Genomic DNA, 26,714 nt, shown 5'->3' on the forward strand with positions numbered 1-26,714 from the left:
GTCGAACGGCCTTGGCAGCAGTTCACCGCAGCCCACCCACAGCGTCCAATGGTGATTGCTGATCTGGTGATCAAATTCTATGATCAACCTCTTTGGCGCCCTCCTTCCCGGAGTCCCTGCATGGAAATCAAGCTACTGCGCTCATTCGTGACCCTGGCCCAGGAGCTGCATTTCGGCCGCGCCGCGCAACGGCTGTCCATCGTGCAGCCAGCCTTGAGCATGCAGATCAAGTTGCTCGAGGATGAGCTCGGGGTGCGCCTGTTCGAGCGCAATCGCCACTCGGTGGCGCTGACCGAGGTCGGCGCGATGTTCCTCCCGGAAGCGCTGGCGACCCTGCATCAGGCGGCTCACGCCGTGGATGTGGCGAAGGCGTCGGGGCGCGGGGAAATCGGCCGAGTGCGCCTGGGTTTCGTCTCCTCGGTACTGCCGCAGCTGTTGCCCACCCTGGTGCGCTCGCTGCATGAGCAATTCCCGCGGATCGAACTGGAACTCAAGGACATGTCTGGACCTGAGCAAGCCACGGCCCTGAAAAGCGGCCAGTTGGACTTTGGCCTGATGCGCTTGCCGGCGGTGATTCCCGGGATCCAGACCCTCGAAGTGCTGCGCGAGACCGTGATGCTGGCCTTCCCCAGCGACCATCCCCTGGCCACACGCGCCAGCCTGGCGCCGGCATCTCTTGCCGGGGTGCCGGTGTATATCCTCGCCAGGCGCTACGCCCCCGGCTTTTACGATGGCCTGATGCAAGCGCTGGCCAGCCACGGCATCCAGCTGCAGATCAGTGCCGAACTGGGCGAGTTCACCACCATGCTGGCCCTGGTTTCCGCCGGACTCGGCGTCGGCCTGTTGCCCGCCAATGCCGGACGCGCACTGCCGGCGAATGTGCTGTCCCGTCCTCTGGAATTGGGCGACTACCGCGCCACCACTGGACTGGCCTGGGTCGACTTGAACAGCGCGGTAAAAAGCAACGTATTCGACCTGATAAACAAAGTGTTCAAAAACGTTACTTGAAAACATCCAATTTTAAATTTTGACGCCAATTAAAAGTCCAACTAACGAAAATCATCCGCAACTACAATCCGCATAATCGAACACCCTGAAAAATAATTAAAAACACAAAACCCAACAAATACGCATACTTCGACAACTTGGATCCATATATAACCAACCATTCGTCGCCAGTCGCTTCCGCGCCACAAATGACCACCAACAAAACAACTACATTCGTCATAAGAGCAATCCATAACGGACCTGCGGCGCGCTGCTGGAGTTCTTATGAAAACAATAAATATGCTTGCTGTTGCCTGCGCAGTTATCGCGGCAACTGCTGCGCCCAACTCCACTGCGGCCGTAAGTACCGAGCCAGTTTTTGCAGTGGGCTTGCTCGGGAGTTACAGCGAACTGGAGTTCAAAGGGCAAAGCAACGACATCGAGCGCATGCCCGAAGGCGGAGTGTTCCTCAACTACGGCAACAAGCTGACCGGCCATGCCGGCCTGGTGTTTCAGGCCGAAATCAGTGGCCAGTACTCGGAAAAACAGGGGCAGCGAGTCAAAGACCTGCAGGCCGACCTGGATCTGGGCTGGCGCCTGGCGCTGGATGCCAACAACTTTCTCGACCTGCTGGTTGGCGCTGGCTACAAATGGAATCGATTTGATCCGGGTTATAACAAATACGATATTGAACTGACCAATCGCAGCCCCTTCGCCAAAGTTGCGATTGGCTATAACCATCAGTTCGATACTGCTGTCCTGCGCCTTGAAGCCGGCGCGCGAAGATCCCTTCAGGGCGAAGCGCAACTGGATATCCAGGGCGTTTCCAATCAGACCCTGGACTTGCAGGACAGTACCGACCCTTATGTTGAATTAAGCCTGCTGTTCAACCAGCAAGGCAGCTTGCCGATTATCGCCAGCCTGTACTACAACCGTTTCAACTATGACCCTGAGGGTCAGTTTGACTTCACTCATTACGACAAGCAGATCAGGAATGAATACGGGGCAAAACTGGGCATCGTGTTTTAACTGCCGCTCACGACGTTCGCCTTACTTGACCAGGCGCTTCTCCTTGGACGGCCGATACCCAAAGTATGCGCTGTAGCACTTGCTGAAATGGCTCGGCGAAACAAACCCGCAGGCCACCAGGACGTCCACCTGGGACAGTTCGGTGTGCTGCAGCAAACGACGGGCTTCGGTTATGCGCAGTTCCAGGTAATAACGTTGCGGCGTGGTGCCCAATTGTTCCTTGAACAAGCGCTCGAGCTGGCGCCGCGAACGCCCGGCATAGACCGCCAGTTGCTCGAGTTCCAGCGGCTCTTCGAGGTTGGCATCCATGAGCTTCACCACTTCGCGCAAGGGCGCGCTGAGGCAGACGTTTTCCGTTGGCTTGATGCGTCGGTAGCGCGACTCCTCGAACGCCAGGATGTCCTCGACGCCCTCGACCAGGGCTTTGTCGTGCAGGCCCTTGATCCAGTCCAGCGCCATGTGGAAGGCCCCCGAAGGGCTGGACGCGGTGAGCCGGTCACGATCGATCACGTAGGGCTCACTGCTGACGTGGGTGGCCCGGGCGATTTCCGTGAGCGCGGGACGGTGTTCGGGGTGAATCGCGCAACGATAGCCGTCCAGCAAGCCCGCCCTGCCCAGGAACCAGGCACCATTCCACAGTCCGGCGAGGTGGGTGCCCCGTTCGGCTGCGGTCTTGAGCAAGCCGATGAACTCATCGCTGACCTTGAGTTCGGTGCGGTAACCGCCACAAATCACCAGCAGGTCGAGGTCGTTGAGCGCACCCGCATCAAGACGCGCATCCGGGCGAATGACCAGCCCCAAGTCACTGATCACCTCAGACTCACCCAGGCCGAACGTGCGGGTGGTGAACAACCCAGGGCGCAGCAGGTTGGCGGTGATCAGGGTATCCAGCGCCTGGGTGAATGCGGGCAAGGAGAAATGCTCGAGCAGCACAAACCCGGTACGAACCGTTGCCGGCATGGCGTTGGGGGTTTCCTTCAGGTACCGAAGATTCTTGCCCTTCATGCCACCGCTGAATTGCCGTCGCTCCATCACGTTCGATCCACTCGAATAGCTGCACCAGGCAGGTGTCTGCTGCGTTGCGAAAAAGCCAATGGTAACTGTAGATGCGGGCAAAGCCCTAGTGCTGTCACGGGGCGGTCTCGGCACTTGGTCGACCCGGACCTGGCCGGCGATGCAATCGACTACGCTCAAGGTACGGGGTGCCGGCTCCTCTTGCCTGGCCGCCAAGCGTCGGAGATAAGCATGTTCAAGTCCTTGAGCCCGATTGTCCTGCTCGCTGCCGCGATCTGTCTCAGCGGCGCGTCCTGCCACGACCAGAGCAGTACCGACCCCGCCACCCCACAGAACCCGGCCACCCTGGACGGGGGCAACAATCGATCCGGCTCGGCGATTGTGCCCCGCCAACAGATCCAGCCGCGCATGCACCGCATGTAGCCATTAACGGCAGCCAAGTGTTCAGCGCTGATCTTGCCCCGCGAGCGCCAGGTAGCTGTCGACGGCGTCGTCGATGGTTGCAAAGAACGCCGCTTCACCAAGCCGGTCGAACAGTCCGAAGCGCTTGAGCTTGTCCTTGACCGGGTCCTTCATCTCAGCCACGCACAATCTGATTCCTGCCGCATGCAGGGTGTCGTACAGTTCGGCCAGCATGTCGGCGGACGTCACGTCGACACTGGTCACTGGCTCCGCCGCAACCACCAGCCAGCGCACCGGCGTTGGCGAGGCTGTTACGGCTTGCAGCACGCGGTCGTTGAACAGCTCGCCATTGGCAAAAAACAACGGCGCATCCCAGCGAAACAGCACCAGCCCCGGGATCAGGCTCGCGTTGGGGTAACGCTGCAGGTCGTGGTAACCCTTGACCCCGGCAGCTTGCCCGAGCACCGCGGAATAAGGGCGCCAGGCATCCCACAGGAACTCGATGATGGCGATCACGATTGCCAGGCCGATGCCCTCGATCGCACCCAATACGGCGACACCGATGGTGCAGACGATCGACAACCAGAACTCCCAGCGCTGGATACGATAAATCCGGCGCAGGTCACTGACCTCGATCAGACCGATGGCGGACGCAATTACCACGGCGGCCAGGGCACTGCTGGGCAGGTCCTGCAACAGGTTCGGCGCGACCATCAACAACCCCGCCACCGCCAGCGCACCGACCACCCCGGTGAGTTGGGTCTTGGCCCCGGCGGCTTCGGCTACCGGGGTGCGCGAAGAGCTGCTGCTGATGGGAAACCCCTGGAAAAATCCGGCGGCCAGATTGGCAAAACCCAACCCCGCCATTTCCTGGTTCGGGTCGACATAAGTGCGGGTCCGCGCCGCATAGACCCGTGACAACACGCTGGTGTCGGCGAACGACACCAGGGCCACGGCACAACCGCCGATCAGCACCGGGACAATATCGGCACGGGTGATCCACGGCAGCGCAAATGCCGGCAACCCTTGCGGCAGCGAGCCCAGCACCGCCACCCCGGCCCGCGCGCCAAGGTCCAGCACCCCCACGGCGATTGTCGCGCCGGCTACGGCGATGAGGATGCCTGGCACACGTTTGCTGCCCTTGAGCAGCAGGATCACTGCCAGGGTGGCAGCGCCCACGGCAAAGGTGGTCCAGTTGCTCCTGCCGTCCAGCACCCCGGTGGCGATCGACCACAGGTTACGCAGCGGGCCATCGGAGTCGATCGAGAACCCGAACAGCTTGGGCAACTGGCTGATCAGTACGGTCACGGCGATCCCGTTCATGTAGCCATAACGAATCGGTTTGGACAGCAGTTCGGTGATGAATCCCAGGCGCGCGATACCCGCCAGGATGCACACGGTTCCGGAGACGAGCGCCATCATTCCTGCCAGGGCGATGGCCCGTTGCGGATCGCCACCGGACAGGGGCAGGACCACGGCGAGGATCACCGCGGCCAGGGAGGAGTCCGGCCCCAGCACCAGGATCCGGCTGGGGCCGAACAAGGCATAGGCCAGCAGCGGAACGATGGTCGCGTAGAGCCCATAGATACCGGGGACGCCCGACGCCACCGCATAGGCAATGCCCACGGGAACCAGCATGGTGGTCAGCACCAGCCCGGCGACAATGTCGTGACGCAACCAGGCGATCTGGTACTGCCGCAGCGTTTGCAGGCCGGGGAGCCAGCGGGCCCAGCCCGGCTGGCTGTCGCTGGACTGGCGATGGGCGATGCGCCCCGGTTCCGGGGCGGGAGGCAAGGGATCCGTCTGGCTCATGGGGTGGTGGCCTTCTACTGTAGAGCGAATGGAAAAATCAACGTGCAACAGGACTGGCTATCACCCAGATGCCCAGGTACGCAGCGCGGCGCTCAGCCGCCGAGGGCGATGATCGCGGCAATCAGCGCAGCACCGGTGGTGGCTGTGGTCAGGGCGCCTTGCCAGGGTTTGCCACCGGCATACTTGGCCAGTACCCAACCGGCAATGAACAGCACCAGCAGCCCGATCAGGTTAGACAGACGTACCGCCAGCGCCGTCTGGTCGAGCAGCAGGAACGGCACCACGAGGGGAAATGTCGACAACACCACCAGCAGGAAAACCCCGGCAGCCCCCTTGAAGTCATCCCAGCCCAGGCGCGGCTGCACCGCCGTCGTCGCGTGCTGGAGCAAGCGTTGGCGCAACGCCTCCAGCTCCTCAGTACCGGCCGCGGCCACCAGGCGCCCAGGCAATGCCTGCGCGATCAACGCTCGCCCGGCAGCCGGGTCCGCCCCGCCACGCAGGCTGTCGAGCAAGGAGCGCTTGCGGCTGTGTTCGATCAGGCTACGCAGCAGATACATCACCGCATCGGCCAGGCCCCAGGCCAGGTTGCATCCCAACGCGGCGATCATCATCGTGCGCTCTTCCTCCTGGCCGCCGGTAGCGACGCTGATAGTGCCGGTGAAGGTCATTGCCATGAGCAGGCCGAAGATAACTTCGGTGACTCGTTCGACGGGGTCCAGGACCCGGGCGCACTTTGCGTGGTCGGTGTTGGCCATGCACTGATCCTCATCACTGTTAATTCGATCTGCTGCGCGTTGTGCAAAATACCTAGGCCAGAACATGGATAACGCCAGCCTCTGGGGCCCGATCCAGATTCAGTGTAGTGTGAAAAATTGTTCGCGCTGCCTGTCAAAGGCCTGGAGGTCGAGATGCCCACTGCCGAATCCGCCCTGCTGCAAAGCTGGCACCATAACGCCTCATCCTGGATCGAGGCCGTGCGCAGCGGCAGCATTGAAAGCCGTCGGCAGGTCACCGACCAGGCGATCCTGCTGGCGGTGCTGGGGCGCCAGCCCGAACGCGTGCTCGACCTCGGTTGCGGCGAGGGCTGGCTGTTGCGTGAGCTGAGCAAACGCGGGATCGAGGCGGTCGGCGTGGATGGCGCGCCAACCCTGGTGGAGGCCGCACGGGCAGCAGGCTCGGCGCCCGTACACCTGGCCAGCTACGAGGCGCTGGTCGAGTCCCGGGTCGACATCGGGAACCAGTACCCGCTGATCTGCGCCAACTTCGCCCTGCTGCACCAGGACATCATCCCCCTGCTCGCCGCCCTGCACGCCCTGCTCGCTCCGGGCGGCGCCCTGCTGATCCAGACCCTGCACCCCTGGACAGCGGCGGCGGGCGAATATCAGGACGGCTGGCGCGAAGAAACCTTCGCCGGGTTCAAGGGCGACTGGCAACCGATGCCGTGGTACATGCGCACCTTGTCCAGTTGGCTCAACGCCCTGGACATGGCTGGTTTGCGCCTGAGCGCCCTGCAGGAACCGCAGCACCCACAGAGCCCGGTGCCGCAGTCACTGCTGTTGATTGCCCAGCGCCAGGACTAAAAGACCCGCAGGTACTCAATAGCTTTTCCAATCTCGCTGCTACGCTGATTTCACCTGCCGGGGGCAATGTGGATCAAGGAGTGGTTGATGGCCGACTCAAGCAAAAAAATGAGCCTCACCGGGCTCACCACGCTGGTGACGGTGAATATGATGGGGTCGGGCATCATCCTGCTGCCGACGAGCATGGCCCAACTGGGGGCCGTCTCGTTGCTGTCCTGGATCGTCACGGCCATCGGTTCCATGGCCATCGCCTATTGTTTTTCCCAGTGCGGCATCTATTGCATGCGTTCTGGCGGGTTGTCCGCCTACACCGAGGAGGCCCACGCCAAATCGGGCTTCTTTCTCTGTTCGTACCTGTACTTTCTCTCGCTGGGCATCGCCAATGTGGCCGTCGCCATCTCTGCGGTGGGCTACATGACCGCGTTCGTGCCCTGGCTGGGCAGTGGCGCCATTCCTCTGTTCGTCGGTACAGTCGGCCTGCTCTGGTTGACCACCGTGGCCAACTTCGGTGGCCCGCGAATCACCGGCAAGATCGGGGCGCTGACCGTCTGGGGGGTGATTGTCCCAGTGGCCGGCTTGAGTATCATCGGCTGGTTCTGGTTCAAGCCCGAGGTGCTGATTGCCGCCTGGAACCCCAATGAGCTGCCGATCTCCGAAGCCATCAGCAAGGCCATTCCCCTGACCCTGTGGGCGTTTCTTGGCATGGAGTCGGCGGCCCAGGCCAGCGATGCGGTGGAGAACCCCAAGCGCAACGTACCTCTGGCCTGCCTGTTCGGCACCCTCGGTGCGGCCGTGGTCTATGTGCTGTCGACGACGGTGATCCAAGGCATGATCCCCAACGCTGAACTGGCCAACTCGACCGCGCCCTTCGCGCTCGTCTATGCCCATATGTTCAACCCCATGGTGGGTAACATCGTCATGGCGCTGGCCGTGATGGCGTGTGTCGGTTCGCTGCTGGGCTGGCAGTTCACCCTGGCGCAAACCGCAAAGATGACCGCTGACCAAGGGATGTTCCCGAAATTCTTCAGCAAGGTCAGTGCGCAGGATGCCCCCATCATCGGCATGCTGGTGTGCGGCGTATTGCAGACCTTGATGGCGCTGTCGACCATTTCGCCCAATGCCAGCGCCCAGTTCGCCAAACTGGTGAGCCTGGCGGCGGTGACCAACCTGATTCCCTACGTGACAGCTGCCACCGGGCTGATGGTGATGATGTACAAAGCCCGGGTCAGCACGGCGATCTACACCCGCAACACCCTGCTGTTGCTGATCGCCGTGGCTTACTCGTTGTACGCCCTGTATGCCTGCGGCAAGGATGCGGTGTTCGGCGGCCTGATTGTCCTGGCATTCGGTTACTTGCTCTACGGTTTCCTCTCCAAGCGGTTTGTCGACATCCAGGCACCCGCCCCGAGCGGGACCGGGACCGGTAATCCCTAGCACTGATTTGCCGATCGCATAGACAGCCGACTGCGGGGCCAGACGATGAATCAACAACGCACCAGAACTACCCACCTGCTCTTTACCTGCCTGCTGGCAATGGCGCCGATGATCGCCAGCGCCAGTACCCTGGAGCGCGTGCGGGCGAGCCATACCTTGACCCTCGGTTACCTGGCGAATTTCGCCCCCTTTAGCGTCCAGACTGGCGACAACGCCAACGGCTATGCCATCGACCTGTGCCTGAAAGTCGCCGACAAGCTCAAGAACGAGCTGGGATTACCAACGTTGCAGGTGCGCTACCAACCGGTGGCCAACGACGACGAGATGCTGGCCGTCAGCTCAGGCAAGGTCGATATCCTCTGTACGCCGACGCCACCAACCCTGGCGCGGCGCCAGCGGGTGAGCTACTCGATCCCGATCTACACCGCGGGCCTGTCGGCCGTGGTGCGCCAGGATGCATCCGAATCGCTGCTCAATGTGCTGGAGGGCAAGGTCGCTCGGACCGGGCCGACCTGGCGCGCGACCGTCAATCATGGGCTGGCCAACCAGACCTACGCCACTACCGCCGGCGGCATCACCGAAGCCTGGATCCGCCAGCAAATGCAATTGCTGGGCGTGGTGTCCAGCCTGGTCACCGTGCCGGACACCGCAGCGGGCCTCAAGCTGGTCGCCGAAGGCCAGGCCGATGCCTTCTTCGCCGAACGCATGCTGCTGAGCAACCTGCTCGCTAATCAACCCGCCGCCAACCTGGTCCTGCTGGATCGCGTGTTCGAGTACTCGCCGACGGCCATGGCGCTGGCGCGCGAGGATGAAGATTGGCGCCTGCTGGTGGACACCGTCTTCAGTGAGATGTATCGCTCGGGCGAGATCGAACAGGCCTACGCCAAGCACCTGGGCGGTGTCGGCGAGACGGCGAAAAAGCTGTTCAAGGTCTATGCGATTCCTTGAGCGCGACCGGGCCGGGAGCCCGCACTGCGCGATCGGCGATCGTTGCACTGGACAGACTGCGCCCCAACTGCCGCGCCAGTTGCAGATGCGCTCGCGGGTCTTGGGTTTCCGACTCCAGCAGTAACTCAGACGTCATGACCTGGGCCCCGCAGTAATCGAAGATCCCGTGATCTATCTGGGTCTTCATCGCCAGCCCATAGCCGTGCCGTTCGTAGGTGCCGCGGTCCGCGCCACCGACCCCAATCAGGTGCACCTGCAGGTGCTGGAGTTTTTTCAGCAGTGGCGCATCGGCGGTGAAATCGAACGCCCAGCCATTGCTGAACACTCGATCGATCCAGCCCTTGAGCAGCGCCGGCATCGACCACCAGAACACCGGATACACCAGCACCAGGGCATCGGCGCGGTCGATCCGCGCCTGCTCGGCCGCCACCTCGGCAGGCGCCGGGGCTTGGCGGTGATGCACGGCAAAATCGGCAGCGCCAAACCTGGGGTCGAAACCTTCCGCCCACAGGTCAGCGACTTCCAATGTGTTGCCAGTATCGGCCAGGCCCTGGGCGATCTGCGCCGCGATACTCTGGCTCAGCGAGCGGGGATCATGATGAGCGACCACGATGAGTGCATGCATGGCAAAACTCCTGCTGACGGGTGAGGACGAGAGCTATATACTTTTAGTAAGTTAACGCCGCTAAGTTACGTTTGGTATATAAGCATGTCAAGTCGCCAACCGCCTCAGTCAGATCCCACCGCCCCAGCGCGGCGCCGCCTGTCTCGCGAAGACCGTCTGCGTCAGTTATTGGATGTCGCCTGGCAACTGGTCCGGGAGGAAGGCACCGAGGCCTTGACCCTGGGACGCCTGGCCGAAGCAGCCGGAGTCACCAAACCCGTGGTCTATGACCATTTCATCACCCGGCCGGGGCTGCTGGCGGCGCTCTATCAGGATTTCGACGGACGCCAGACGTCACTGATGGACGCGGCGCTCGAGGCTAGCGAACCGACCCTGGCCAGTCGGGCGAGTGTAATCGCCAGCTCCTATGTCGAGTGCGTCTTGCTACAGGGCAACGAGATACCAGGGGTGATCGCAGCGCTGGCGAGCTCGCCGGAGCTGGAAAAAATCAAGGCTGAGTACCAGGCGATCTTCATCGAAAAATGCCGCAGCGTCCTCGCCCCTTTCGCCAAGGGTGGGCAGATTGCAGCCGCCGGCCTGCGAGCGATGCTCGGCGCCGCCGAGGCGCTCTCCCACGCCGCCACGACGGCTGAAATCACCCCTGCCGAGGCGCAAGACGAACTGTTTGCAACCATCGTCGCGATGGTCGAACGCAGTGGCAGCTCGGCGGGCCTTGAGTAAACGTTGCAACAGGCCGAGCGTTAGCTCGCCTGCGGCAATTTATTGTGCCCTCCCTAGGCGAGGACTGTGTCCTCGAACGCAGCCTTCGGCAGCTGCTACGGGGTGTTCCCAGCCAGACCGCCTCACACGCCGTTGCCACTGGACGGCTTCAGGCCTGTGGCGAGGACCTCCAGCAAGGCACTGATGCGGGGAAGTGCCTGGCGGCTTTTTTGCCAGACCAGGTTGATCGCCTGGCCGTCGGTTGCCAACCGAGGGAGCACTTCGACCAGGGTCCCCGCTTCCAGGTGCTGCTGGATCAACCACGTCGGTAGTTGCGCAATTCCACCCCCCGCCAGTACCGCGACCAACAATCCTTCGCCATCCCCCACCACCAGCGTGGCAGGCACCTGCCGGCGCTCGGTTTCCCCGGCGCGGGTGCCGGCAAAGCTCCACGGGCTGACGTTGCCATCGACCCAGCCGTAGGCGATGCACTGGTGATGCTGCAGATCGTCCTCGGACACGGGCGTGCCATGCTGGCTCAAGTACGCGGGTGACGCGCAGAAGACATGCCACTCACGGCCCAGGTAGCGATGCCCCAGGGTATCGGGCCAGATGTCCGCGCCCCCAATGCGCACCACAATGTCGACACCTTCGGCAATCGGGTCGCTGTAACGGTCGGAAAAGGAAATATGCGGCAGCAGCCGCGGATGCTCCTGGGCAAACTGCAGTATCAGTGGCAGTGCCTGGGCCCGGCCGAAGGCACCGGGAAGGTCCAGCCGAACCCGCCCCTGAAGCTCAGTGGTTTCGCTATGCAGCGCCAGCTCTGCCTCTTCCAGATTGGCCAGCACCCCGCTACAGGTGCGATAGAACGTCATCCCCGCATCGGTCAATGCCAGGCGTCGCGTCGTGCGCTGGAACAACCGCGCGCCCAGCCGCGCCTCAAGGCGGGCGATGCTTTTACTGATGGCCGAGGCCGTCAGGTGCATCCGCTCCGCGGCAACCCGGAAACTGCCAGCGTCCGCGACACAGACAAACACATCGATGCCCTTCAAGCGTTCCGAAGAAAACATATACGTCCCACATTAATGAATCAGGTTCCGGTAGCAGTGGAAAAACCATCACCAATCCGAACAGCATTCCCCAGTAAGCTGGATTCCAGCGTATCTATCAATGCCCCGCGCCTGACAACGCTGCTGAATCCACCCCGTTGAACGATGAGGAACGGATGCTTGCCACCCTGAAAAATTATCCACGCACAGTACAACTACTGCTCAGTGCCTCCCTGGTCTTGACCCTGGCGCGGGCAGTCACCCTGCCCTATCTAGTGATCTACTTGAGCGCCAACTTCGGCTTGAGTGTGGCGAATGTCGGACTGGTGATTGGCAGCAGCCTGATCGTCGGGTCGCTGTTGAGCCTCTACGGCGGCTTCCTGGTGGACAGAGTGTGCAGCCACCGCCTGATCCTGGTTTGCAGCGCGGTGTTTGCCCTGGGTTTTCTCGGCACGTTCCTGGCGCGCAACCTGTGGCTGTTCTACCTCTGCCTGGTGGTGATCAACCTGGCATTTGCGGTAATCGATATCGCGGTCAAATCCGGGTTCGGCCGCCTGCTCGCACCAGGCGAGCGCAGCCGGGTGTTTTCGATCAAGTACACCCTGAGCAATATCGGTTACGCCGTCGGCCCATTGCTGGGCGCCGGGATGGCCCGGCTGGATATCAGCTTGCCTTTCCTGTTGTCCGCGGGGCTCGGCGCAGGCTTCTTCGGGGTCTATTGGCGGTGGGGCGACAGAGCGCTGCAGGTGCTTGATACGACCCGTGCGCCCGGCGCATTTCTGGCGACGGGCAAACTGCTGCTCAAGGATCGGCGACTGGTCTGCTTCACCCTGGGCGGGCTGCTCAGTGCCGTGGTCTTTGGTCAGTTCACGGCCTACCTCTCGCAGTACCTGGTGGTCACGACCACGCCCGAGTTCGCTTATCAGGTCATCAGCGCCCTGGTCACGACCAATGCCGTCATGGTGATCAGCCTGCAATACCTGATCGGCCGGAGGATCTCCCAGCGCCAGCTGAACCTCTGGCTGGCGGCGGGCTTGAGCATGTTCCTGCTGGGGCTGGGCGGGTTTGCCCTCTCGACCAGCGTCATGCTCTGGGTGCTGTCCATGGCCATTTTCACCCTCGGCGAAATCATCGTGTTCCCCGCCGAATACATGTTCATCGACTACATTGCCCCAGCCCCTCTTCGGGGCCTGTACTACGGCGCACAAAACCTCAGCAACCTCGGCGCGGCACTGGGGCCGGTGCTGTGCGGTATGGTCCTGGCGAGCCAGCCTGCGCACCTTATCTTCTACATGCTTGGGGGGTTTGTGGTTGCCGGTGGGGTGTTTTACTTTCTCGGGGCTTCTGGCCTGGTGACAGGTAGAAAAACCTGACCAGCAATCCGCTATCGAAGCAATGTCTTCACCTTGACTTTCAGCCAAAGCTTAAAGTTATAAAATGTGCGTTTTAGATTATTTCTTAACAGGCGCACACCGCGCTCTTTCCACTGTTCCTTGGTAGGGAGCATCAAGTGATGGGGCTTTTTGACTGGAGCCGAGACTTTTTCAATGATAATGAACTGGTCATCGCCGCGCCCGGAAAGATCATAACCTGAGCTAGCGAGAAAATTTTCGAGTGGGGTGAAATCCCAGAGATGCCAGACGAATTCAGTATTGTGAGCAACTATTTTAAAACCTGCATGCTCTACGATTTGCTGCATCTCGCTGAGGGTAAATTCGCGGAAATGCCAGTCATACATCAGCGGGGCATTTTTCACCAGCGCTTGTTGGAGCGCCCACAAACTGCTGGCGTTGGGAGTAGAAATCAGCGCCCTGCCACCCACTCTCAGTACTCGATGCACTTCACCAAGGAAAAAAAATACGCCATCCAAGGTGGTTGCCTGCTCGTAATTTATATCTGAAATATGTTCGATAACTTCTGTGCAGATCACATGATCAATAGAATTATCGGCATAGGGGATTGGATCTTTGCGCAGGTCATGGGAAGTGCCTCGTACAGTGGCTTCTGGAAAAAAAGACCAGATCACACGAGAGCTAAGGTATTCAAGACTACCGATTTCAAGGCAATACCCTTGATGTAATCCATAGGTCTTCATGTACTCGACAGTTACCGCAAAACGACGACTATCGAAATGTAACCCTCCGTCCCCAACCCCCAGACTCTGGCCTTGCGCGGCGACACGTTGCGCGACCTCATCGAGGGTATTTTCAATGACAAATGGAGAGTCAAAATCAGTTCCGACCGAGCGTACTTTCGTTGCGAGCGTGGGTTTCATAGACGTGAGTGGCTCCTAGCGCATAGCGCGGATCTGCATGCAAATGGGCTCCCGTCTAACCGTGGATCCAGAAGCCTTCCCGTCGCAACCTGTCTGTACGTGCTTTTTAACCAGAAAAAAGCATAGACCTGATTCGGCGATCCCTCAACGTGATCCCCATGCATCGCTGAAATCGCCTGTCTGCAGGCTTGATACCCTCGGCACTGATGACGCGCACGGACGACCGTTCGCCCACAGGGCCGGGCATCGGTTAGACTCGGCGGCTATGCACCGAGCCAATGAAAACATCAAGCGTGGACTTGTTAGATGAGCACAAAAATCAACGAGACGCGAAACAGAGGCTTCGTTTCAGAGTTCGAAGGCCTTCGAGGGATCCTAGCGCTGTGGGTTGTGGTTGGGCATATGATGTCCGGGCTTTCAGAAAGCCACGCTCTACCCAGTGCCAGTCTCTGGAACACAGTACCGGTACAAGTGTTCATCATATTAAGCGGGTTTGTCATATTCAGCCTGCTAGACAGGGAACAACCCAGCTATCGAACATTTCTCATACACAGAGCTTTTCGACTGTTTCCCGCGTACTTGCTAGCACTGGCAATATCCGTGTTTATGCTGCCCTTTGCTCGCGAAGTGTTGTTAACCTCCCCCGTTGCGCCAATGACCGCCGCCAGAATCGCACTGATTGATAGTGCAACAAGTAACTTGAGTGAACATTTAGCGGCCCACCTATTACTTATCCAGGGGCTGATTCCCGACAGTCTCCTGGCTAACTCGGCGTACACCTTGGTGGGGCAAGCATGGAGCGTATCGGTAGAGTGGCAATTTTACGTGTTGGCTCCCGCCGTCTATTTGCTCATGGGAGCACCCAAAAGATTGCTCAAACTGCCAGCGCTTTGTGCACTGATCATGTTGATGATTTCACTCAACAGCAGCATGGGTGGCGGATACATCGGACAATATCTATCGCTTTTTGCCGTGGGGATTGCGACAGCCTACCTGAGCAAATACAGCGAAAAATCAAAGATCCTATCAGTGCTTCCACCGCTGCTGGCACTGCCCTTCATGCAGGAATATACAGCTGCGCTGTTAATCTGGGCTGCCTCATCTTACTGCGCGCTGCCTCCTGAAAAGAACAGCATGCAAGGAGTCTTATCAGCCGTTCTCAACAGCACAGCAGCCTCCTACCTTGGAAAAATCTCCTATTCGATCTACGTAAATCACATGATTTTTGTATTTTTAACCCTCGCCATAATCAATACGCTCAGCATGAGTTCAACCAGCACAGTGGTTTTAGCCATCGCCGCATCGACCGTGTTAACGGTTGTCTTTTCACACGTCACGCATTCATACATTGAACGGCCGATGATGCGAGTCGGAAAACACTTAACGAGAACAAAATCGAACTTAGCCACAGCCTAGCGACACTCAGCCATGCAGCGCCCGCTCATAGGCTGCCAGCACCGCTTCATGCATGGCTTCAGACATCGTCGGGTGCGGCAGGATGCTGTCGATCAGTTCGGCCTCGGTCGTCTCCAGGCCCCGCGCAATGGTATAGCCCTGGATCATCTCGGTAACCTCCTCGCCGACCATGTGCGCGCCCAGCAACTCGCCGCTGTGCGCGTCGAACACCACCTTGACGAAACCCTCGGTGGCGCCCATGGCGATCGCCTTGCCGTTGGCGGCGAAGGGAAATTTGCCGACCTTGAGCGTCTTACCGGCACTGCGCGCCTGGGCTTCGGTGTAGCCAACGCTGGCGACTTGCGGGTGGCTGTAGGTGCAGGCTGGCACGCTGCGCGGATCCAATGGATGGGGGTTGAGGCCGGCGATCTTTTCGACACAGATAACGGCTTCGTGGCTGGCCTTGTGCGCCAGCCATGGAGCCCCCGCCAGATCACCAATGGCGTAGACTCCGGGCTCGCCCGTGCGGCAGAACTCATCCACCAGCACATGGGTGTGCTGCACCTTGACTGCGGTGCCCTCTAACCCGAGGTCCTCGACATTACCGACAATGCCCGCGGCCACCAGCACCACATCGGCCTGTAGCCTCTCGTTGCTGTTGCCTTCCAGGCGCAACTGCACCACGCCCTCCTCCACCTGGCTGCCTTGCAGCGCACAGCCGGTGTACAGGCGGATTCCGTCGCGCGTGAGGGACTGTGCCACATAGGCGCTGATGTCCTGGTCCTCGATCGGCAGGATTCGATCAGCCATTTCCACCACGCTGACCTGAGCGCCAAGTGCGTGATAGAAGCTGGCGAACTCGATGCCGATCGCACCGCCACCAACGATCACCAATCGCTTGGGTACGCTGTCCGGCACCAGTGCCTGGCGGTAGGTCCAGAAATGCTTGCCGTCCGGCTCCATGCCCGGCAGCACCCGGGCGCGGGCACCGGTTGCCAGGATAATGTGCGGCGCAGTCAGGTTCAGATCGCCCTGTTCCCCGCTCACTTTCAGCCGCTGCGGACCCTCCAGCCGTGCATGCCCATTGAACACCTGGACGCGGTGTTTTTTCATCAACCCGCTGACGCCGCGATGCAACTGGGCAGCCACATCGCGCGAGCGCTTGACGATGGCCTGCAGGTCCGGCCTGGCCGGCCCGACCTCAATACCAAAACTGCCCGCGCGACCGATCAGGCGCAGCACGTCGGCGCTGCGCAACAGGGCCTTGGTTGGAATACAGCCCCAGTTCAGGCAAACCCCACCCAGTTGCGCCTTTTCTACCAACGCCGTGCGCAGGCCGAGCTGGCTGGCGCGGATGGCCGCCACGTAGCCGCCTGGGCCGCCACCCACGACGATCAGATCAAATTTCATTTCGCTCATGGCAACTCCCTCAGATCAGCATACCCAGCGGGTTTTCCAGCAGGCCCTTGAACACGGCGAGCCACTGCGCCGCCAACGCGCCATCGACGGCGCGATGGTCTACCGAAAGGGTGCAGCGCAGGACCGCACCGACCTTCAGCTCACCGTTTTCAACCACCGGCTTTTGCTGCGCCGCACCCACCGCCAGAATTGCCGCCTGGGGTGGATTGATGATGGCGCTGAACTGCTCGACGCCGAACATCCCCAGGTTACTGATGGTGAAACTGCCGCCCTGGTATTCTTCGGGGCGCAGGCGTCCGTCGCGGGCGCGCCCAGCCAACTGCGCGACATCCGCGCTGATCTGCGAAAGGGCCTTGCTGTCGGCATTACGCACCACCGGCGTGATCAGGCCGCTGTCGGTGGATACCGCCACGCAGACATCCGCATGGTGGTAGCGGCGCAGCGCCGAATCGGTCCAGGTCACGTTCATCGCCGGGACTTGCTTGAGCGCGACAGCCACCGCCTTGACGATGAAGTCGTTGATCGAAATCTTCCTCGGGGCGCTCTGGTTGATTTGCTCACGCAAGGCCAGCAAGGACTCCATCCGGCATTCCAGCTCAAGATAGAAGTGCGGGACCGTGGCCTTGCTCTCCACCAGACGGCGGGCAATAGTCTTGCGCATGCTGCTGTGGGGGATTTCATCGAAATCGCTGGTCGATACCGGCGTTGGCGCAGGTATCGGCGCTGCAGCGACAACGGTCGCCGCTTCAACGTCGCGCTTGACGATACGCCCGTTCGGTCCGCTGCCCTCGAGGCGCGTCAGGTCAAGGCCCTTGGCCGCTGCGAGGCGGCGAGCCAGAGGGCTGGCGAAGACTCGCCCGGGGGTGGGCGCATCAATCAGCGGCGACACCTCAGCGCGGACCTGGCGCACAGGCGCCTCCTCCACCACCGGCTCATTGGCCGCCGCCAGCGCACCGGCCTTGGCCAACAGCGCAGCGATATCGACATCGGTTTCGCCGCGGGCAAACAGCACCCCGATCGGCGCACCTACTGCCACTTCGCGCCCCGGTTCGACCAGGATCTTGCCCAGCACCGCATCTTCTTCGGCCGCCAGTTCGACCAGGGCCTTTTCGGTTTCGATCTCGGCGATGCAATCACCGGCGTTAATCGCGTCGCCTTCCTTGAGGGTCCAGTTCTGGATCGCGGCGTGAGTCGTGTTGGCCGACACCTCGGGCATATGTAAGAGCTTGGCCATCAGACACTCCGCAGGCTTGACAGGTCGGGACGGTAGGCGGCGATGTCTGCGTATTCCACCAGCTCCAGCACGTTGCCTTCCGGGTCGCGGCAGAACAGCGCCTTGACGTCAGGACGCAACTGGATCGGCGCGTCGCCGGCAAAAAAACTCGCGCCGGCACTTTTCAGGCCGGCCACCAGGCTGGCGATGTCTTCGACAATGAACGTCAGGTAACTGGCATTCTGGCGGTCGAGGATCAAGCCGGGCTCCTGCCGGGTCGGTGCGCGCTCCGGCGCCAGCAGCTTGATCCGTTCGCCGTAGGGAGTCTGTAGCCGCACCACGCTGTAGCCGCCTTCGCTCAGGCCGACCTGTTGCGCGGCCGCCGCCGGCACTTGCACCTGGGCGACAAATGTAAAACCCAGCACGTCCTGGTAGAAACGACTGAGGGCCGGGAGATCGACGCAGCAAATCCCCACTTCCATTGGAACCAGCATCTGCATACTCATTGGTGTGCCCCTTTTTCACGGATGACCTGTTGCAGGCCTTCAATCACTTCCTCGGTGCGGGCACAAGCGGCGCGCTCCAGGACTTTGGAAATACTCGGCGAGCCTTCGCCGCCGGTCACGCGCTGGATCGGCTGGTCGAGCCAGTCGAAACAACGGCGCTGCAGTTCGTCTGCCAGCCAACCACCATAGGAAGTTCCCCGGGCGCCCTGCTCGACGATCAGCACATTGTTGGTCTTGCGAATACTGGCCTCGACGGTGGCCCAGTCGAAGCTGGCACGATCGAGGAAACGCAGGTCAATCACTTCGGCATCGATACCGGTCTGCTCCACCGCTTCCAGGGAGTGCCCGACCATGCTCAGGTAGGTGAGGATGGTCAGGTCGCGGCCTTCACGGCGCACGGCAGCGGTGCCGAATGGAATCTGATAGTCCAGGTCATCCACCGGCACTTCTCCGCTATGGCTGTACAGGTCGACGTGCTCGATCACCAGCACTGGGTCCTTGCAGGCCAACGCGGCATTCATCAGGCCGATGTAGTCGAACGGCGTGGAAGCCGCAACGATGCGCCAGCCCGGATTGGTCACGTAGATCCCGGCCGGGTCCATGGAGTGCTGCGAGCCGTAGCCGGTGCCCATAGCGATCTTGGTACGCAGCACCAGCGGCACGTCACTCTGTCCACCGAACATGTGCCGGGCCTTGCCGATCTGATTGAACACCTGGTCGGCGGCAACCCACATGAAGTCGGGGTACATGAACTCCACTACCGGTTTGAATCGGCCGTCCAGGGCCATGCCGCCACCGAGCCCGCAGAAGGCGTTCTCGCTGATCGGGGTGCCGAGGACGCGCTGCGCAAAACGCTCTTTCAGGCCACGGGTGGCGCCGTTGGTACCGCCCTTGAGACGGTGCACGTCCTCACCCATGACCACAATGCTGTCATCGGTTTCCATGCGTCGGTTCATCACATCGGCGATCGCGTCGATGAACTTGCGTTGCTCAAGACTTCCGCGATAGCTCGACTGCTCACAGGTGCGGGCGTCGGCCAGCTCACTGAGGTCGCCGCGAATACCGACGTCGCGAAAGTCTGGAGAAGGCCATAATTCGGGACGAATCCGCCGCTTGCCCGGTTTCCCGGCAGGGTCGGCCTCCAGCAGTGCAGCCGCCGCCTGGGCCATTGCCAGCTTGATGGTTTCGCGCAGGTTGGCGAGGCCGGCATCGTCAATCAACTGGCGCTTTTTCATCTCCCGGGCCAGGCGCTCCAGCGGATCGCGGGCGCGCCAGCTCTGCTCTTCTTCCTTGCTGCGATAGCCGAAGGCGCTGCCGGGGAACGGACCATTTTGATGGAAGAACCGGTACACATCGGCCTCGATGACCGTCGGACCATTGCCAGCACGCATGTGCGCCAGCGCCTGCTGCATGGCCAGGTAAACCGCCAGCGGGTCCATGCCATCGACCTTCCAGCTGGGGATATTGAAGCCCAGCCCACGTGCTGACAGGCGCGGTTCGGCCGTCGCTTCGTCAACCGTGGTGGAGACTGCGTACAGGTTGTTCTCGATAAAGAAACACAGCGGCAGTTTCCAGGCCGCCGCCAGGTTCATGGTCTCCAGCACCGAGCCGATATTGACCGCGCCGTCACCGAAATAGGTGACCGCCACGGTGTCGGTCTTGGCATGTCGATGGGCCCAGGCGGCACCGGCAGCCAGCGGTACGCCGCCGCCGACAATGGCGTTGGTACCCAAGGCACCCGCCTCGGCCCACTGCAGGTGCATCGAACCGCCACGGCCTTTGCAGAAGCCCTGGGCCAGGCCAAGGATTTCCGCCAGGGTGCGTTGCAGCAGGTCCTGGATCGGTGCGCTGACCGGCGCTTGCGGATCGATCCCCTCGGGCATCAGGTACACCAGCGCCTTGGCCAGGAACTGATGATGACCACGGTGCGAACCGTTGACTTCATCCGCAGCGCCCAGCGCCACGATCGAACCTACCGCCCCCCCTTCCTGACCGATGCTGGAGTGCGCGGGACCATGCACCAGGCCTTCGCCGGCCAACTCCAGCACGGTTTCTTCAAAGGCACGGATCAGGTGCAACTGACTGAGCATGGTGCCCAGCAACGCAGGGTCGGCCTGCTTCCAGTCGGCGTCGGTGGAACTGAGCTCGACCCATGGCGAGGCCGGTGACAAGGCAACACTTTTCGGCATTTCAATTCTCCACAAATAACGTCAATCGACCGGCCACGATGGGCCGGCACAACGAGGCCGAACTAGAAGCCGTTGGCGGTCCAACCGCCGTCCGACACGTAGATTTGCCCGGTGATGAAGGTTGCACTGCCAGACGCCAGGAACAGCGCCAGCTCAGCCATCTCGCCCGGCTCGCCGAGGCGTTGCAAAGGCGTGCGCTGGCGCAGCGCCTCGACGTCCAGGCGCCCGGCACGCTGCAGCTCTTCGACCAGCGGAGTGCGGGTATAGCCAGGACCAATGGCGTTCACGCGGATGCCATGCCGGGCCCACTCCACAGCCAGGCACTTGGTCATGGACACCACGGCGGCCTTGGTCGCGCAGTACGCGGTGCGATCCGCGGAATGGGACACGCCCCACATCGACGAGGTGTTGATGATCACCCCGCCCTGTTGGTCGATCATGTGCCGGGCCGCCGCCTGGGCGCAGAAGAACACGCTGTTGAAATTGATTTCGATCGCCCGCCGCCATTCGGTGGACGTGATTTCCAGGGACGGTTTGTTGATCGATACGCCCGCGTTGTTGAGCAACACATCGATACGCCCGAAACACCCCTTGGCGTGAGCGAAGGCAGCCTCGACCGCGACTTCGTCGGTGACCGAGGCCTGGAAACATTCCACCCGTGTCGCCGGGAAAGCTTGCTGCAACGCGCTCTTGGCGTCTGCCATGGCCTGGGCGTTGATGTCGATCAACAGCAGATGTGCGCCGTTGCGGGCAAAACCTTCGGCCAGTGCCAGGCCGATGCCACTACCGCCACCGGTCACTACCACGACTTTGCCGGCAATACCGGCGTAGGCGCTGTGTTGGAAAACGGCTGCAGCGGACTGTTGCTGTTCGGTAGTTATGGGAGAGTGATCTGGATGGGACATGAGGTTCTCACTTGTATTTTTTGTCTGGTCATACATCTAGATTAACTTGTCAGACCAGTAGCCAGAAACTAACGTGCGGCCCTGGGTCTGTCAAAGGAATTTATTCAAAATTACCTCGCCGCAGCGATCAGAACAGCGCCAGGCTATAGCTGACAATCAGCCGGTTATCGTCCACTGACGGACCAAAATTGGAGCGCACCATGGCATTCCTCCAGCGCAACCCGAGGTTCTTCAAGGGCCCGCTCTGGATCACGTAGGACAGATCAAAATCGCGCTCCCACTCCTTGCCACCATTGCCCCCGGCCACCGCCACATTGTCGCCATTGACGTAGCGCACGAAAGCGCTCATGCCGGGCACACCCAGGGCCGCGAAGTTGTAGTCGTAGCGCAGTTGCCAGGCTTTCTCCTCGGCGGCGGCAAAATTGCGCACCTGGATATCGCTGGGCAGCACGGTGGTAGTAGGACTCAACCAGATGGTGCCATCCTCGCCATACATGCGTTGCCAAGCGGCCATCAGCGTATGCCCACCGACGCCGGCACTCAGGGCCGTGTAGAACGAACGGTTGTCGATCTGCCCCGCCTTGGCCTGGCCTTCCTCCTCGGAATCCAGCAAGCCGATGTTGGCGCCCAGCGTCCAGGCACCGACCGGTTGTTTGTGGGTGAACTGGATGTACCGCTGGCGGTAAATGTCCTCCAGTTGCGCACCCCACAGGCCGACCATCGTCCGCTCCTGATTAAAACGGTATTCGCCGCCCAGGTAGTTGTAGCGATCGGAGGTGGCGAATGCGCGACCATCGATGAACAGGTCTTCACGGTCACTGGAGTTACGCTGGGTGAACGAACGCATCTGCCCGGCGTTGAGGGTCAGGCCGGTGATTTCCCTGGAAGTCAGCATGGCGCCCTGGAAGGTCTGCGGCAGCAGGCGCGCATCGTTGTACTGGAGGATCGGCAGAGTCGGCAGCAGTTCGCCGACTTTCAGTTCGGTCTTCGACACCTTCAATTTTACCGCCGCTCCCAGGCTGGAGAAGTCATCGGCCGAACCATTGCCGTCGGCGGGCAGCAACAGGCTGCCACCGCGCCCGCCACCACTGTCGAGCTTGACGCCGAGGCGACCGATCAGATCGGCACCGACACCGACCGTGCCCTGGGTGTAGCCGGACTTGGCGTTGAGCAAGAAGCCCTGGGCCCACTCCTCGCTCTTGGCCTTGGCAGCGCCGCTGTCACGGAAGTCGCGGTTGAAGTAGAAGTTGCGCATTTGCACGGTGGCCGTAGCGTCTTCGATGAAACCTTGCTCCTGGGCCAAGGCCAAGCCCGGCAAAGTACTGAGCAATAGCAACGGTCGAACAGTGAAGTGTCTGGATAGGCTCATTGTTATTGTTATTCCTGGTGGATTGCAGATGCAGCGATCCCTGGCAGGCACAAGGGCCGCCACGGGATCAGCGTGAAAATGGCAGTCGGACCTGCCGGTTGAACGCGGTGGCGGCCTCAGACCGCCAGCCACTCCTTCATCAGGTTCGGGTCGGCGGTCAGTGCCTGGGGCGTGCCCTCGAAGACGATCCGCCCATGGCCCATCACGCACACGCGGCTGGAGACCTTGAGGGCGATGGTCAGCTTCTGCTCCACCAACAGGATCGATACCCCGCGCCGGTGAATGTCGCGAATGGCCTCGGCAACCACCGCGACAATCTTCGGCGCCAGGCCCTCGGTGGGTTCATCGATCAGCAGCACCTTGGGACAACCCAGCAGCGAACGGCACAGGGTGAGCATCTGCTGTTCGCCCCCTGACAGGTTGCCGGCGCCCGTGTTGCGCCGCTCGCGCAGCCGCGGGAAGTAGTCGAACATCTGCTCGACGGTCCACGCCGTGGCGCCGTCAGTAGGCGCCTGTTGGCCCATGCGCAGGTTTTCCTCAACGCTCAGATTGGCGAACACCTCGCGCTCTTCCGGGACAAAACCGATGCCGGCGCGACTGATCCGGTACGGGCGCAGCCCCGTCAGTTCCCGTCCCGCCAACTGGATGCTGCCGGCACTGGGCGGCACCAGGCCCATGACCGCTTTCATGGTGGTCGAACGCCCGGCGCCATTGCGTCCTAGCAGGCTAACTACTTCGTTGTGCGCGATGTTCAAGTCGACGCCATGCAACACATGGCTCTTGCCGTAGTGCACATGCAGGTCGCTGATCGACAGCAGGTTTTGCGAGGTCGGGTTCATGCGCATTGCTCCTCACCCAGATAGGCTTCCTGTACACGGCGGTCGGCGCGGATCTGGTCCGGTGTGCCAGTGGCGATGACTTCGCCGTAGACCAGCACGCTGATGCGGTCACACAGGGAGAACACCACGTCCATGTCATGTTCGACGATCAGCAGTGAACGTCCCTGGGTCACCTCGCGAATCAGGTTCAGGGCGTAGTCAGTTTCTTCATGGGACATGCCCGCCATCGGCTCGTCGAGCAGGATCACCCGGGGGTCACAGGCCAGGGTCATGCCTATCTCCAGGGCGCGCTGTTCGGAGTAGGACAGTTCGGCCGCGCACACCGCCTGCTTATCCTGCAGCCGCACCTGTTCAAGCAGTTGCTCGGTCTGGGCGCGCACCTCGGGGTAACGCTGGATCGAACGCCAGAAGTGGTACTGCATCTGGTGTTTGCGCATCACCGCGATGCGCAGGTTTTCGAACACCGAAAGCCCGGGAAAAATGTTGGTGATCTGGAACGAGCGCGACAAGCCCAGATGATTGATCTGCTCTGGCGAATACCCCTGGATCGGCTCATCACCGAGCAGGATCTGTCCGCTGCTGGGCTGCAGTTGCCCGGAGATCAAATGGAACAGGGTCGATTTGCCCGCCCCGTTGGGCCCGATCACCGCGTGGCGTTCGCCGGCGCGCAGCTCAAGCTGCGCACCACGAATGATGTGGGCCTCGCCGAACGACTTGTGTACATCACGTAATTGCAGGATCGCACCGCTCATGGCTGTTCTCCTTCGACCCGAGGGCTGAGGGCGGCGCACGCGGCCGCCGGTTCATCGTCCAGCAGGCGCAGCCATTGCCGGCGGGCCAGCTTCAGCACCAGCAGCCCCACGCCACCCAACAGCAGCGGCATGCTCCAGGTCAGCGGCGCACCCGGCAGCCATTCGCGGCCGAACAGGCTGATTGCAGGCCAGGCCTGATCCGCCATCAGCAATGCCTGATAGTCCTGGCTGAACACCCGTTGCAACGTCTCGATCGCAAACACCACCGCCAGGCTCAACAACCCCGCGCTCAGCAACGACGCGAGTGCCGCCGGGATCATTGCCAGCCAGCCGCGTCGACGAATCTGCGCCGTCCAGCACAGCACCAGCCCGGCCAGGCCGCTGGGCATGAACATCATCACCAGGACGAACAGCAGCCCCTGATACAGCAACCAGGATTGCGTGAGGTCGGAGGCGGCATTGCCAAAGAAGGTCATCAACGCTGCGCCGAGTACCGGGCCGAGGAACACGTTGACGCCACCGATGTAGGTGTTGAGTACCACCTCGGCAGAAAACCGCATGTCGAACAGCACGTAGTTGGCCGACTCCAGGTTCAGTGCCTGCAAGCCCCCGGCAATCCCGGCGAACATCGCCGACAAGGCGAACACCAACACCCGCAGCCGATGCACGTTGTAGCCCAGGAACTGCAACCGATGGCCGTTCTCGCGCAGGGCAAAGGTCAAGCGTCCCATAGGGGTCAGCGTGAAGGCGTAGAGCAAGGCGATCGACAGCACTACCCAGCCCAGCGTCAGGTAGTACACCTGGCTGGCATCAGCGAAATCCAGTCCCCAGGCCGCCGTGCGCATCGACGAAATACCGGCCTCGCCGCCGAACAGCGTACTCAGGTGCGGGGCCAGGGAATGCAGCAACTCGGCCAGTGCCAGGGTGATCATGGAGAAATACACCCCGGCCCGCTTCGTCGCGAACCAGCCGGCGCACAGGCCACAGACAAAGCCGCCCATGGCCCCGATCAACGGCAGCAACGGCGTTGGCAGCAGGCCTTCGCCATTGAGCGCGTTCATCGCGTGCAACGTGGCGAACGAACCCACGCCGAAATAGGCCGCGTGGCCAAAAGAGAGCATGCCGCCCTGCCCGCACAACAGGTTAAAGGCGCAGGCAAACAAGGCTGCGATGAGCATCTGGATGGCCGCATTGACCATCGCCGCCGGCAGGATGGCGGGCAGCACCAGCAAAGCCAGCAGCAACACCGCCAGGAGGATTTTCGTCAGTTTCATGGTTTATCCCTTCTCGCCCATCAACCCGGACGGCCGGATCAGCAAAATCAGCAGCATCAGCGCAAACGGAATGGTTGCAGCCACGCTGGACACCTTGAGGGTCATCAGCCCGCCCATCTGCAGCGCCCAGTCGCCCGCCCCGAACAAGCCCAAGAGCGACGCGAGGCTTAGATCCACACCGACTGCAAAAGAAGAAATCAGCCCGATTAGCAACGACGCGATCATTGCCCCGGCCATCGAACCCAGGCCACCAACCACCACCACGACAAAGACAATCACCCCCAGCTCCAGGGCCATGTTCGGATTGGTGGTGTAGAACGCTCCCGCCAGTGCTCCGGCCAGGCCGGCCAGCGCCGCGCCAATGCCGAACACCGCCATGAACACCAGCGGCACGTTGTGCCCCAGCGCCTCGGCCATTTGCGGGCGATGGATTGCCGCCCGCACGACGATGCCGACGCGCGTGCGGGTCAACAGCAGATAGATCAGGCCAAACACCAACAGCGACACTCCCCCCATCAACAAGCGATAGAACGGGTAGTCCGTACTGAATACCTGGAAGGCAGCAAAGTTGAGGAACTCCGGCACCCGGTACTCGACGGAAAAGTTGCCGTAGAACAACTTGATCAGCTCGGCAATGATGAACGTCAGGCCAAAGGTCAGCAGCAGCTCGTGAGCGTGACCGTGCTTGTGCACCCGGCGCAGGAAAAACCGCTCGACGATCACCCCGAGCAGGCCCACCAGCACCGTCGAGAGCAGCACCGCAGCAGTGAAGCCGACAAACTTCTGCAGGGTGTAGGCCAGGTAGGCGCCCACCATATAAAAGGAGGCATGGGCGAAGTTGAGCACGCCCATCATGCCGAAGATCAAGGTCAGGCCGGCCGAGACCATGAACAGCAGCAGGCCGTAGATCACGCCGTTAAGCAGTGAGACTGTGAGGAATTCCATAGGCGACTCCAGCGCTCGCGATGGACAGGAAGACGTGCCGAGCTGGCACGCCAC

The 26,714-nt window shown here is 61.3% G+C and carries 25 protein-coding genes; 9 read left to right on the forward strand and 16 right to left on the reverse strand.

From position 1 onward, the window contains the following. Positions 1–120 precede the first annotated feature (120 nt). Together ACIOVD_RS01855 and ACIOVD_RS01860 are read left to right on the forward strand one after the other, a co-directional pair. A complete protein-coding gene (locus tag ACIOVD_RS01855) occupies positions 121–1,008 on the forward strand; it encodes a LysR family transcriptional regulator (RefSeq protein ID WP_095170148.1) in 888 nt (295 codons plus the stop codon). Between the two features lie 264 nt (positions 1,009–1,272). Continuing rightward, positions 1,273–2,016, forward strand: coding sequence for an outer membrane beta-barrel protein (locus tag ACIOVD_RS01860; RefSeq protein WP_095170147.1), 744 nt, complete (start codon positions 1,273–1,275; stop codon positions 2,014–2,016). Positions 2,017–2,037: 21 nt separating this feature from the next. Here ACIOVD_RS01860 and ACIOVD_RS01865 read toward each other — a convergent pair whose 3' ends face one another. Continuing rightward, positions 2,038–3,048 (reverse strand): GlxA family transcriptional regulator, encoded by a 1,011-nt coding sequence (locus ACIOVD_RS01865; protein ID WP_159995168.1) that lies wholly within the window; start codon positions 3,046–3,048, stop codon positions 2,038–2,040. A gap of 213 nt (positions 3,049–3,261) precedes the next feature. Here ACIOVD_RS01865 and ACIOVD_RS01870 point away from each other — a divergent pair, with 213 nt between their 5' ends. Further along, positions 3,262–3,453: a hypothetical protein gene (locus ACIOVD_RS01870; protein WP_095170145.1), complete on the forward strand. Its 192-nt coding sequence runs from the start codon at positions 3,262–3,264 to the stop codon at positions 3,451–3,453. 21 nt (positions 3,454–3,474) lie between these two features. Here ACIOVD_RS01870 and ACIOVD_RS01875 read toward each other — a convergent pair whose 3' ends face one another. Beyond that, on the reverse strand, positions 3,475–5,244 hold the full coding sequence (locus ACIOVD_RS01875) for a SulP family inorganic anion transporter (RefSeq protein WP_401125757.1): 1,770 nt from the start codon (positions 5,242–5,244) through the stop codon (positions 3,475–3,477). A 92-nt stretch (positions 5,245–5,336) separates the two neighbouring features. Further along, positions 5,337–5,999: a hypothetical protein gene (locus tag ACIOVD_RS01880; protein ID WP_095170143.1), complete on the reverse strand. Its 663-nt coding sequence runs from the start codon at positions 5,997–5,999 to the stop codon at positions 5,337–5,339. A gap of 153 nt (positions 6,000–6,152) precedes the next feature. Here ACIOVD_RS01880 and ACIOVD_RS01885 point away from each other — a divergent pair, with 153 nt between their 5' ends. From ACIOVD_RS01885 to ACIOVD_RS01895, 3 genes are all read left to right on the forward strand, one after another. Next, complete coding sequence (locus tag ACIOVD_RS01885) at positions 6,153–6,824, forward strand: bifunctional 2-polyprenyl-6-hydroxyphenol methylase/3-demethylubiquinol 3-O-methyltransferase UbiG (protein WP_095170142.1); 672 nt, start codon at positions 6,153–6,155, stop codon at positions 6,822–6,824. A gap of 87 nt (positions 6,825–6,911) precedes the next feature. Next, entirely contained in the window at positions 6,912–8,258 is a 1,347-nt protein-coding gene (gene potE / locus ACIOVD_RS01890; protein ID WP_095170141.1) for a putrescine-ornithine antiporter, read from the forward strand. 45 nt (positions 8,259–8,303) lie between these two features. Further along, complete coding sequence (locus ACIOVD_RS01895) at positions 8,304–9,206, forward strand: amino acid ABC transporter substrate-binding protein (RefSeq protein WP_401125761.1); 903 nt, start codon at positions 8,304–8,306, stop codon at positions 9,204–9,206. Here ACIOVD_RS01895 and ACIOVD_RS01900 read toward each other — a convergent pair. After that, positions 9,184–9,831 carry an NAD(P)H-dependent oxidoreductase gene (locus ACIOVD_RS01900; protein ID WP_095170139.1) on the reverse strand — a complete coding sequence of 216 codons (648 nt, stop codon included), beginning with the start codon at positions 9,829–9,831 and terminating at the stop codon, positions 9,184–9,186. The two genes, ACIOVD_RS01895 and ACIOVD_RS01900, sit on opposite strands and share 23 nt — an antisense overlap. 84 nt (positions 9,832–9,915) lie before the next feature. On the opposite strand from ACIOVD_RS01900, the gene ACIOVD_RS01905 reads away from it, so the two are divergent. Further along, positions 9,916–10,551, forward strand: a complete 636-nt coding sequence (locus tag ACIOVD_RS01905; protein WP_159995160.1) for a TetR/AcrR family transcriptional regulator — start codon at positions 9,916–9,918, stop codon at positions 10,549–10,551. Between the two features lie 122 nt (positions 10,552–10,673). On the opposite strand, the gene ACIOVD_RS01910 is transcribed toward ACIOVD_RS01905, so the two are convergent. Next, a complete protein-coding gene (locus ACIOVD_RS01910; protein ID WP_401125765.1) occupies positions 10,674–11,600 on the reverse strand; it encodes a LysR family transcriptional regulator in 927 nt (308 codons plus the stop codon). Between the two features lie 155 nt (positions 11,601–11,755). On the opposite strand from ACIOVD_RS01910, the gene ACIOVD_RS01915 reads away from it, so the two are divergent. Next, positions 11,756–12,952 carry an MFS transporter gene (locus tag ACIOVD_RS01915; protein ID WP_401125768.1) on the forward strand — a complete coding sequence of 399 codons (1,197 nt, stop codon included), beginning with the start codon at positions 11,756–11,758 and terminating at the stop codon, positions 12,950–12,952. Positions 12,953–12,963: 11 nt separating this feature from the next. On the opposite strand, the gene ACIOVD_RS01920 is transcribed toward ACIOVD_RS01915, so the two are convergent. Next, positions 12,964–13,854 carry a methyltransferase domain-containing protein gene (locus ACIOVD_RS01920; RefSeq protein ID WP_401125771.1) on the reverse strand — a complete coding sequence of 297 codons (891 nt, stop codon included), beginning with the start codon at positions 13,852–13,854 and terminating at the stop codon, positions 12,964–12,966. A 306-nt stretch (positions 13,855–14,160) separates the two neighbouring features. Here ACIOVD_RS01920 and ACIOVD_RS01925 point away from each other — a divergent pair, with 306 nt between their 5' ends. Further along, positions 14,161–15,270 carry an acyltransferase gene (locus ACIOVD_RS01925; RefSeq protein WP_095170134.1) on the forward strand — a complete coding sequence of 370 codons (1,110 nt, stop codon included), beginning with the start codon at positions 14,161–14,163 and terminating at the stop codon, positions 15,268–15,270. 6 nt (positions 15,271–15,276) lie between these two features. Here the strand turns inward: ACIOVD_RS01925 and lpdA are convergent, their stop codons facing one another. From lpdA to ACIOVD_RS01975, 10 genes are all read right to left on the reverse strand, one after another. Beyond that, positions 15,277–16,668 carry a dihydrolipoyl dehydrogenase gene (lpdA, locus tag ACIOVD_RS01930; protein WP_095170133.1) on the reverse strand — a complete coding sequence of 464 codons (1,392 nt, stop codon included), beginning with the start codon at positions 16,666–16,668 and terminating at the stop codon, positions 15,277–15,279. Positions 16,669–16,678: 10 nt separating this feature from the next. Further along, entirely contained in the window at positions 16,679–17,902 is a 1,224-nt protein-coding gene (locus ACIOVD_RS01935; protein ID WP_095170132.1) for a pyruvate dehydrogenase complex dihydrolipoamide acetyltransferase, read from the reverse strand. Further along, positions 17,902–18,387: a VOC family protein gene (locus ACIOVD_RS01940; protein ID WP_095170131.1), complete on the reverse strand. Its 486-nt coding sequence runs from the start codon at positions 18,385–18,387 to the stop codon at positions 17,902–17,904. The genes ACIOVD_RS01935 and ACIOVD_RS01940 overlap by 1 nt, the downstream gene beginning before the upstream one ends. After that, positions 18,384–20,576, reverse strand: a complete 2,193-nt coding sequence (locus ACIOVD_RS01945) for a thiamine pyrophosphate-dependent enzyme (RefSeq protein ID WP_401125774.1) — start codon at positions 20,574–20,576, stop codon at positions 18,384–18,386. The genes ACIOVD_RS01940 and ACIOVD_RS01945 overlap by 4 nt, the downstream gene beginning before the upstream one ends. Before the next feature lie 62 nt (positions 20,577–20,638). Beyond that, entirely contained in the window at positions 20,639–21,481 is an 843-nt protein-coding gene (locus ACIOVD_RS01950; RefSeq protein ID WP_401125776.1) for an SDR family NAD(P)-dependent oxidoreductase, read from the reverse strand. A 127-nt stretch (positions 21,482–21,608) separates the two neighbouring features. Beyond that, positions 21,609–22,850, reverse strand: a complete 1,242-nt coding sequence (locus ACIOVD_RS01955; RefSeq protein ID WP_401125778.1) for an OprD family porin — start codon at positions 22,848–22,850, stop codon at positions 21,609–21,611. Between the two features lie 116 nt (positions 22,851–22,966). Further along, positions 22,967–23,689, reverse strand: coding sequence for an ABC transporter ATP-binding protein (locus ACIOVD_RS01960; RefSeq protein ID WP_401125780.1), 723 nt, complete (start codon positions 23,687–23,689; stop codon positions 22,967–22,969). After that, positions 23,686–24,441: an ABC transporter ATP-binding protein gene (locus ACIOVD_RS01965; protein WP_401125782.1), complete on the reverse strand. Its 756-nt coding sequence runs from the start codon at positions 24,439–24,441 to the stop codon at positions 23,686–23,688. Before ACIOVD_RS01965 ends, ACIOVD_RS01960 begins: the two co-directional genes overlap by 4 nt. Then, positions 24,438–25,715, reverse strand: a complete 1,278-nt coding sequence (locus tag ACIOVD_RS01970; RefSeq protein ID WP_401125784.1) for a branched-chain amino acid ABC transporter permease — start codon at positions 25,713–25,715, stop codon at positions 24,438–24,440. The genes ACIOVD_RS01965 and ACIOVD_RS01970 overlap by 4 nt, the downstream gene beginning before the upstream one ends. 3 nt (positions 25,716–25,718) lie before the next feature. Next, on the reverse strand, positions 25,719–26,660 hold the full coding sequence (locus tag ACIOVD_RS01975) for a branched-chain amino acid ABC transporter permease (protein ID WP_095170124.1): 942 nt from the start codon (positions 26,658–26,660) through the stop codon (positions 25,719–25,721). Positions 26,661–26,714: the final 54 nt, after the last annotated feature.

Origin of the sequence: Pseudomonas sp. NPDC087626 (genome assembly GCF_044743405.1) — a bacterium.
In the GTDB taxonomy this organism is placed as follows: Bacteria; Pseudomonadota; Gammaproteobacteria; order Pseudomonadales; family Pseudomonadaceae; genus Aquipseudomonas.

Excerpts from the sequence above, each read along its gene's own strand:
- ACIOVD_RS01880 (WP_095170143.1), bottom strand. The coding sequence starts at position 5,999 with ATGGCCAACACCGACCACGCAAAGTGCGCCCGGGTCCTGGACCCCGTC.
- ACIOVD_RS01975 (WP_095170124.1), bottom strand. The coding sequence starts at position 26,660 with ATGGAATTCCTCACAGTCTCACTGCTTAACGGCGTGATCTACGGCCTG.
- ACIOVD_RS01965 (WP_401125782.1), bottom strand. The coding sequence starts at position 24,441 with ATGAGCGGTGCGATCCTGCAATTACGTGATGTACACAAGTCGTTCGGC.
- lpdA (WP_095170133.1), bottom strand. The coding sequence starts at position 16,668 with ATGAGCGAAATGAAATTTGATCTGATCGTCGTGGGTGGCGGCCCAGGC.
- ACIOVD_RS01895 (WP_401125761.1), top strand. The coding sequence starts at position 8,304 with ATGAATCAACAACGCACCAGAACTACCCACCTGCTCTTTACCTGCCTG.
- ACIOVD_RS01945 (WP_401125774.1), bottom strand. The coding sequence starts at position 20,576 with ATGCCGAAAAGTGTTGCCTTGTCACCGGCCTCGCCATGGGTCGAGCTC.
- ACIOVD_RS01910 (WP_401125765.1), bottom strand. The coding sequence starts at position 11,600 with ATGTTTTCTTCGGAACGCTTGAAGGGCATCGATGTGTTTGTCTGTGTC.
- ACIOVD_RS01900 (WP_095170139.1), bottom strand. The coding sequence starts at position 9,831 with ATGCATGCACTCATCGTGGTCGCTCATCATGATCCCCGCTCGCTGAGC.
- ACIOVD_RS01920 (WP_401125771.1), bottom strand. The coding sequence starts at position 13,854 with ATGAAACCCACGCTCGCAACGAAAGTACGCTCGGTCGGAACTGATTTT.
- ACIOVD_RS01960 (WP_401125780.1), bottom strand. The coding sequence starts at position 23,689 with ATGAACCCGACCTCGCAAAACCTGCTGTCGATCAGCGACCTGCATGTG.
- ACIOVD_RS01860 (WP_095170147.1), top strand. The coding sequence starts at position 1,273 with ATGAAAACAATAAATATGCTTGCTGTTGCCTGCGCAGTTATCGCGGCA.
- ACIOVD_RS01950 (WP_401125776.1), bottom strand. The coding sequence starts at position 21,481 with ATGTCCCATCCAGATCACTCTCCCATAACTACCGAACAGCAACAGTCC.
- ACIOVD_RS01935 (WP_095170132.1), bottom strand. The coding sequence starts at position 17,902 with ATGGCCAAGCTCTTACATATGCCCGAGGTGTCGGCCAACACGACTCAC.
- ACIOVD_RS01940 (WP_095170131.1), bottom strand. The coding sequence starts at position 18,387 with ATGAGTATGCAGATGCTGGTTCCAATGGAAGTGGGGATTTGCTGCGTC.
- ACIOVD_RS01865 (WP_159995168.1), bottom strand. The coding sequence starts at position 3,048 with ATGGAGCGACGGCAATTCAGCGGTGGCATGAAGGGCAAGAATCTTCGG.
- ACIOVD_RS01875 (WP_401125757.1), bottom strand. The coding sequence starts at position 5,244 with ATGAGCCAGACGGATCCCTTGCCTCCCGCCCCGGAACCGGGGCGCATC.
- ACIOVD_RS01955 (WP_401125778.1), bottom strand. The coding sequence starts at position 22,850 with ATGAGCCTATCCAGACACTTCACTGTTCGACCGTTGCTATTGCTCAGT.
- ACIOVD_RS01970 (WP_401125784.1), bottom strand. The coding sequence starts at position 25,715 with ATGAAACTGACGAAAATCCTCCTGGCGGTGTTGCTGCTGGCTTTGCTG.
- ACIOVD_RS01915 (WP_401125768.1), top strand. The coding sequence starts at position 11,756 with ATGCTTGCCACCCTGAAAAATTATCCACGCACAGTACAACTACTGCTC.
- ACIOVD_RS01885 (WP_095170142.1), top strand. The coding sequence starts at position 6,153 with ATGCCCACTGCCGAATCCGCCCTGCTGCAAAGCTGGCACCATAACGCC.
- ACIOVD_RS01870 (WP_095170145.1), top strand. The coding sequence starts at position 3,262 with ATGTTCAAGTCCTTGAGCCCGATTGTCCTGCTCGCTGCCGCGATCTGT.
- ACIOVD_RS01855 (WP_095170148.1), top strand. The coding sequence starts at position 121 with ATGGAAATCAAGCTACTGCGCTCATTCGTGACCCTGGCCCAGGAGCTG.
- ACIOVD_RS01925 (WP_095170134.1), top strand. The coding sequence starts at position 14,161 with ATGAGCACAAAAATCAACGAGACGCGAAACAGAGGCTTCGTTTCAGAG.
- potE (WP_095170141.1), top strand. The coding sequence starts at position 6,912 with ATGGCCGACTCAAGCAAAAAAATGAGCCTCACCGGGCTCACCACGCTG.
- ACIOVD_RS01905 (WP_159995160.1), top strand. The coding sequence starts at position 9,916 with ATGTCAAGTCGCCAACCGCCTCAGTCAGATCCCACCGCCCCAGCGCGG.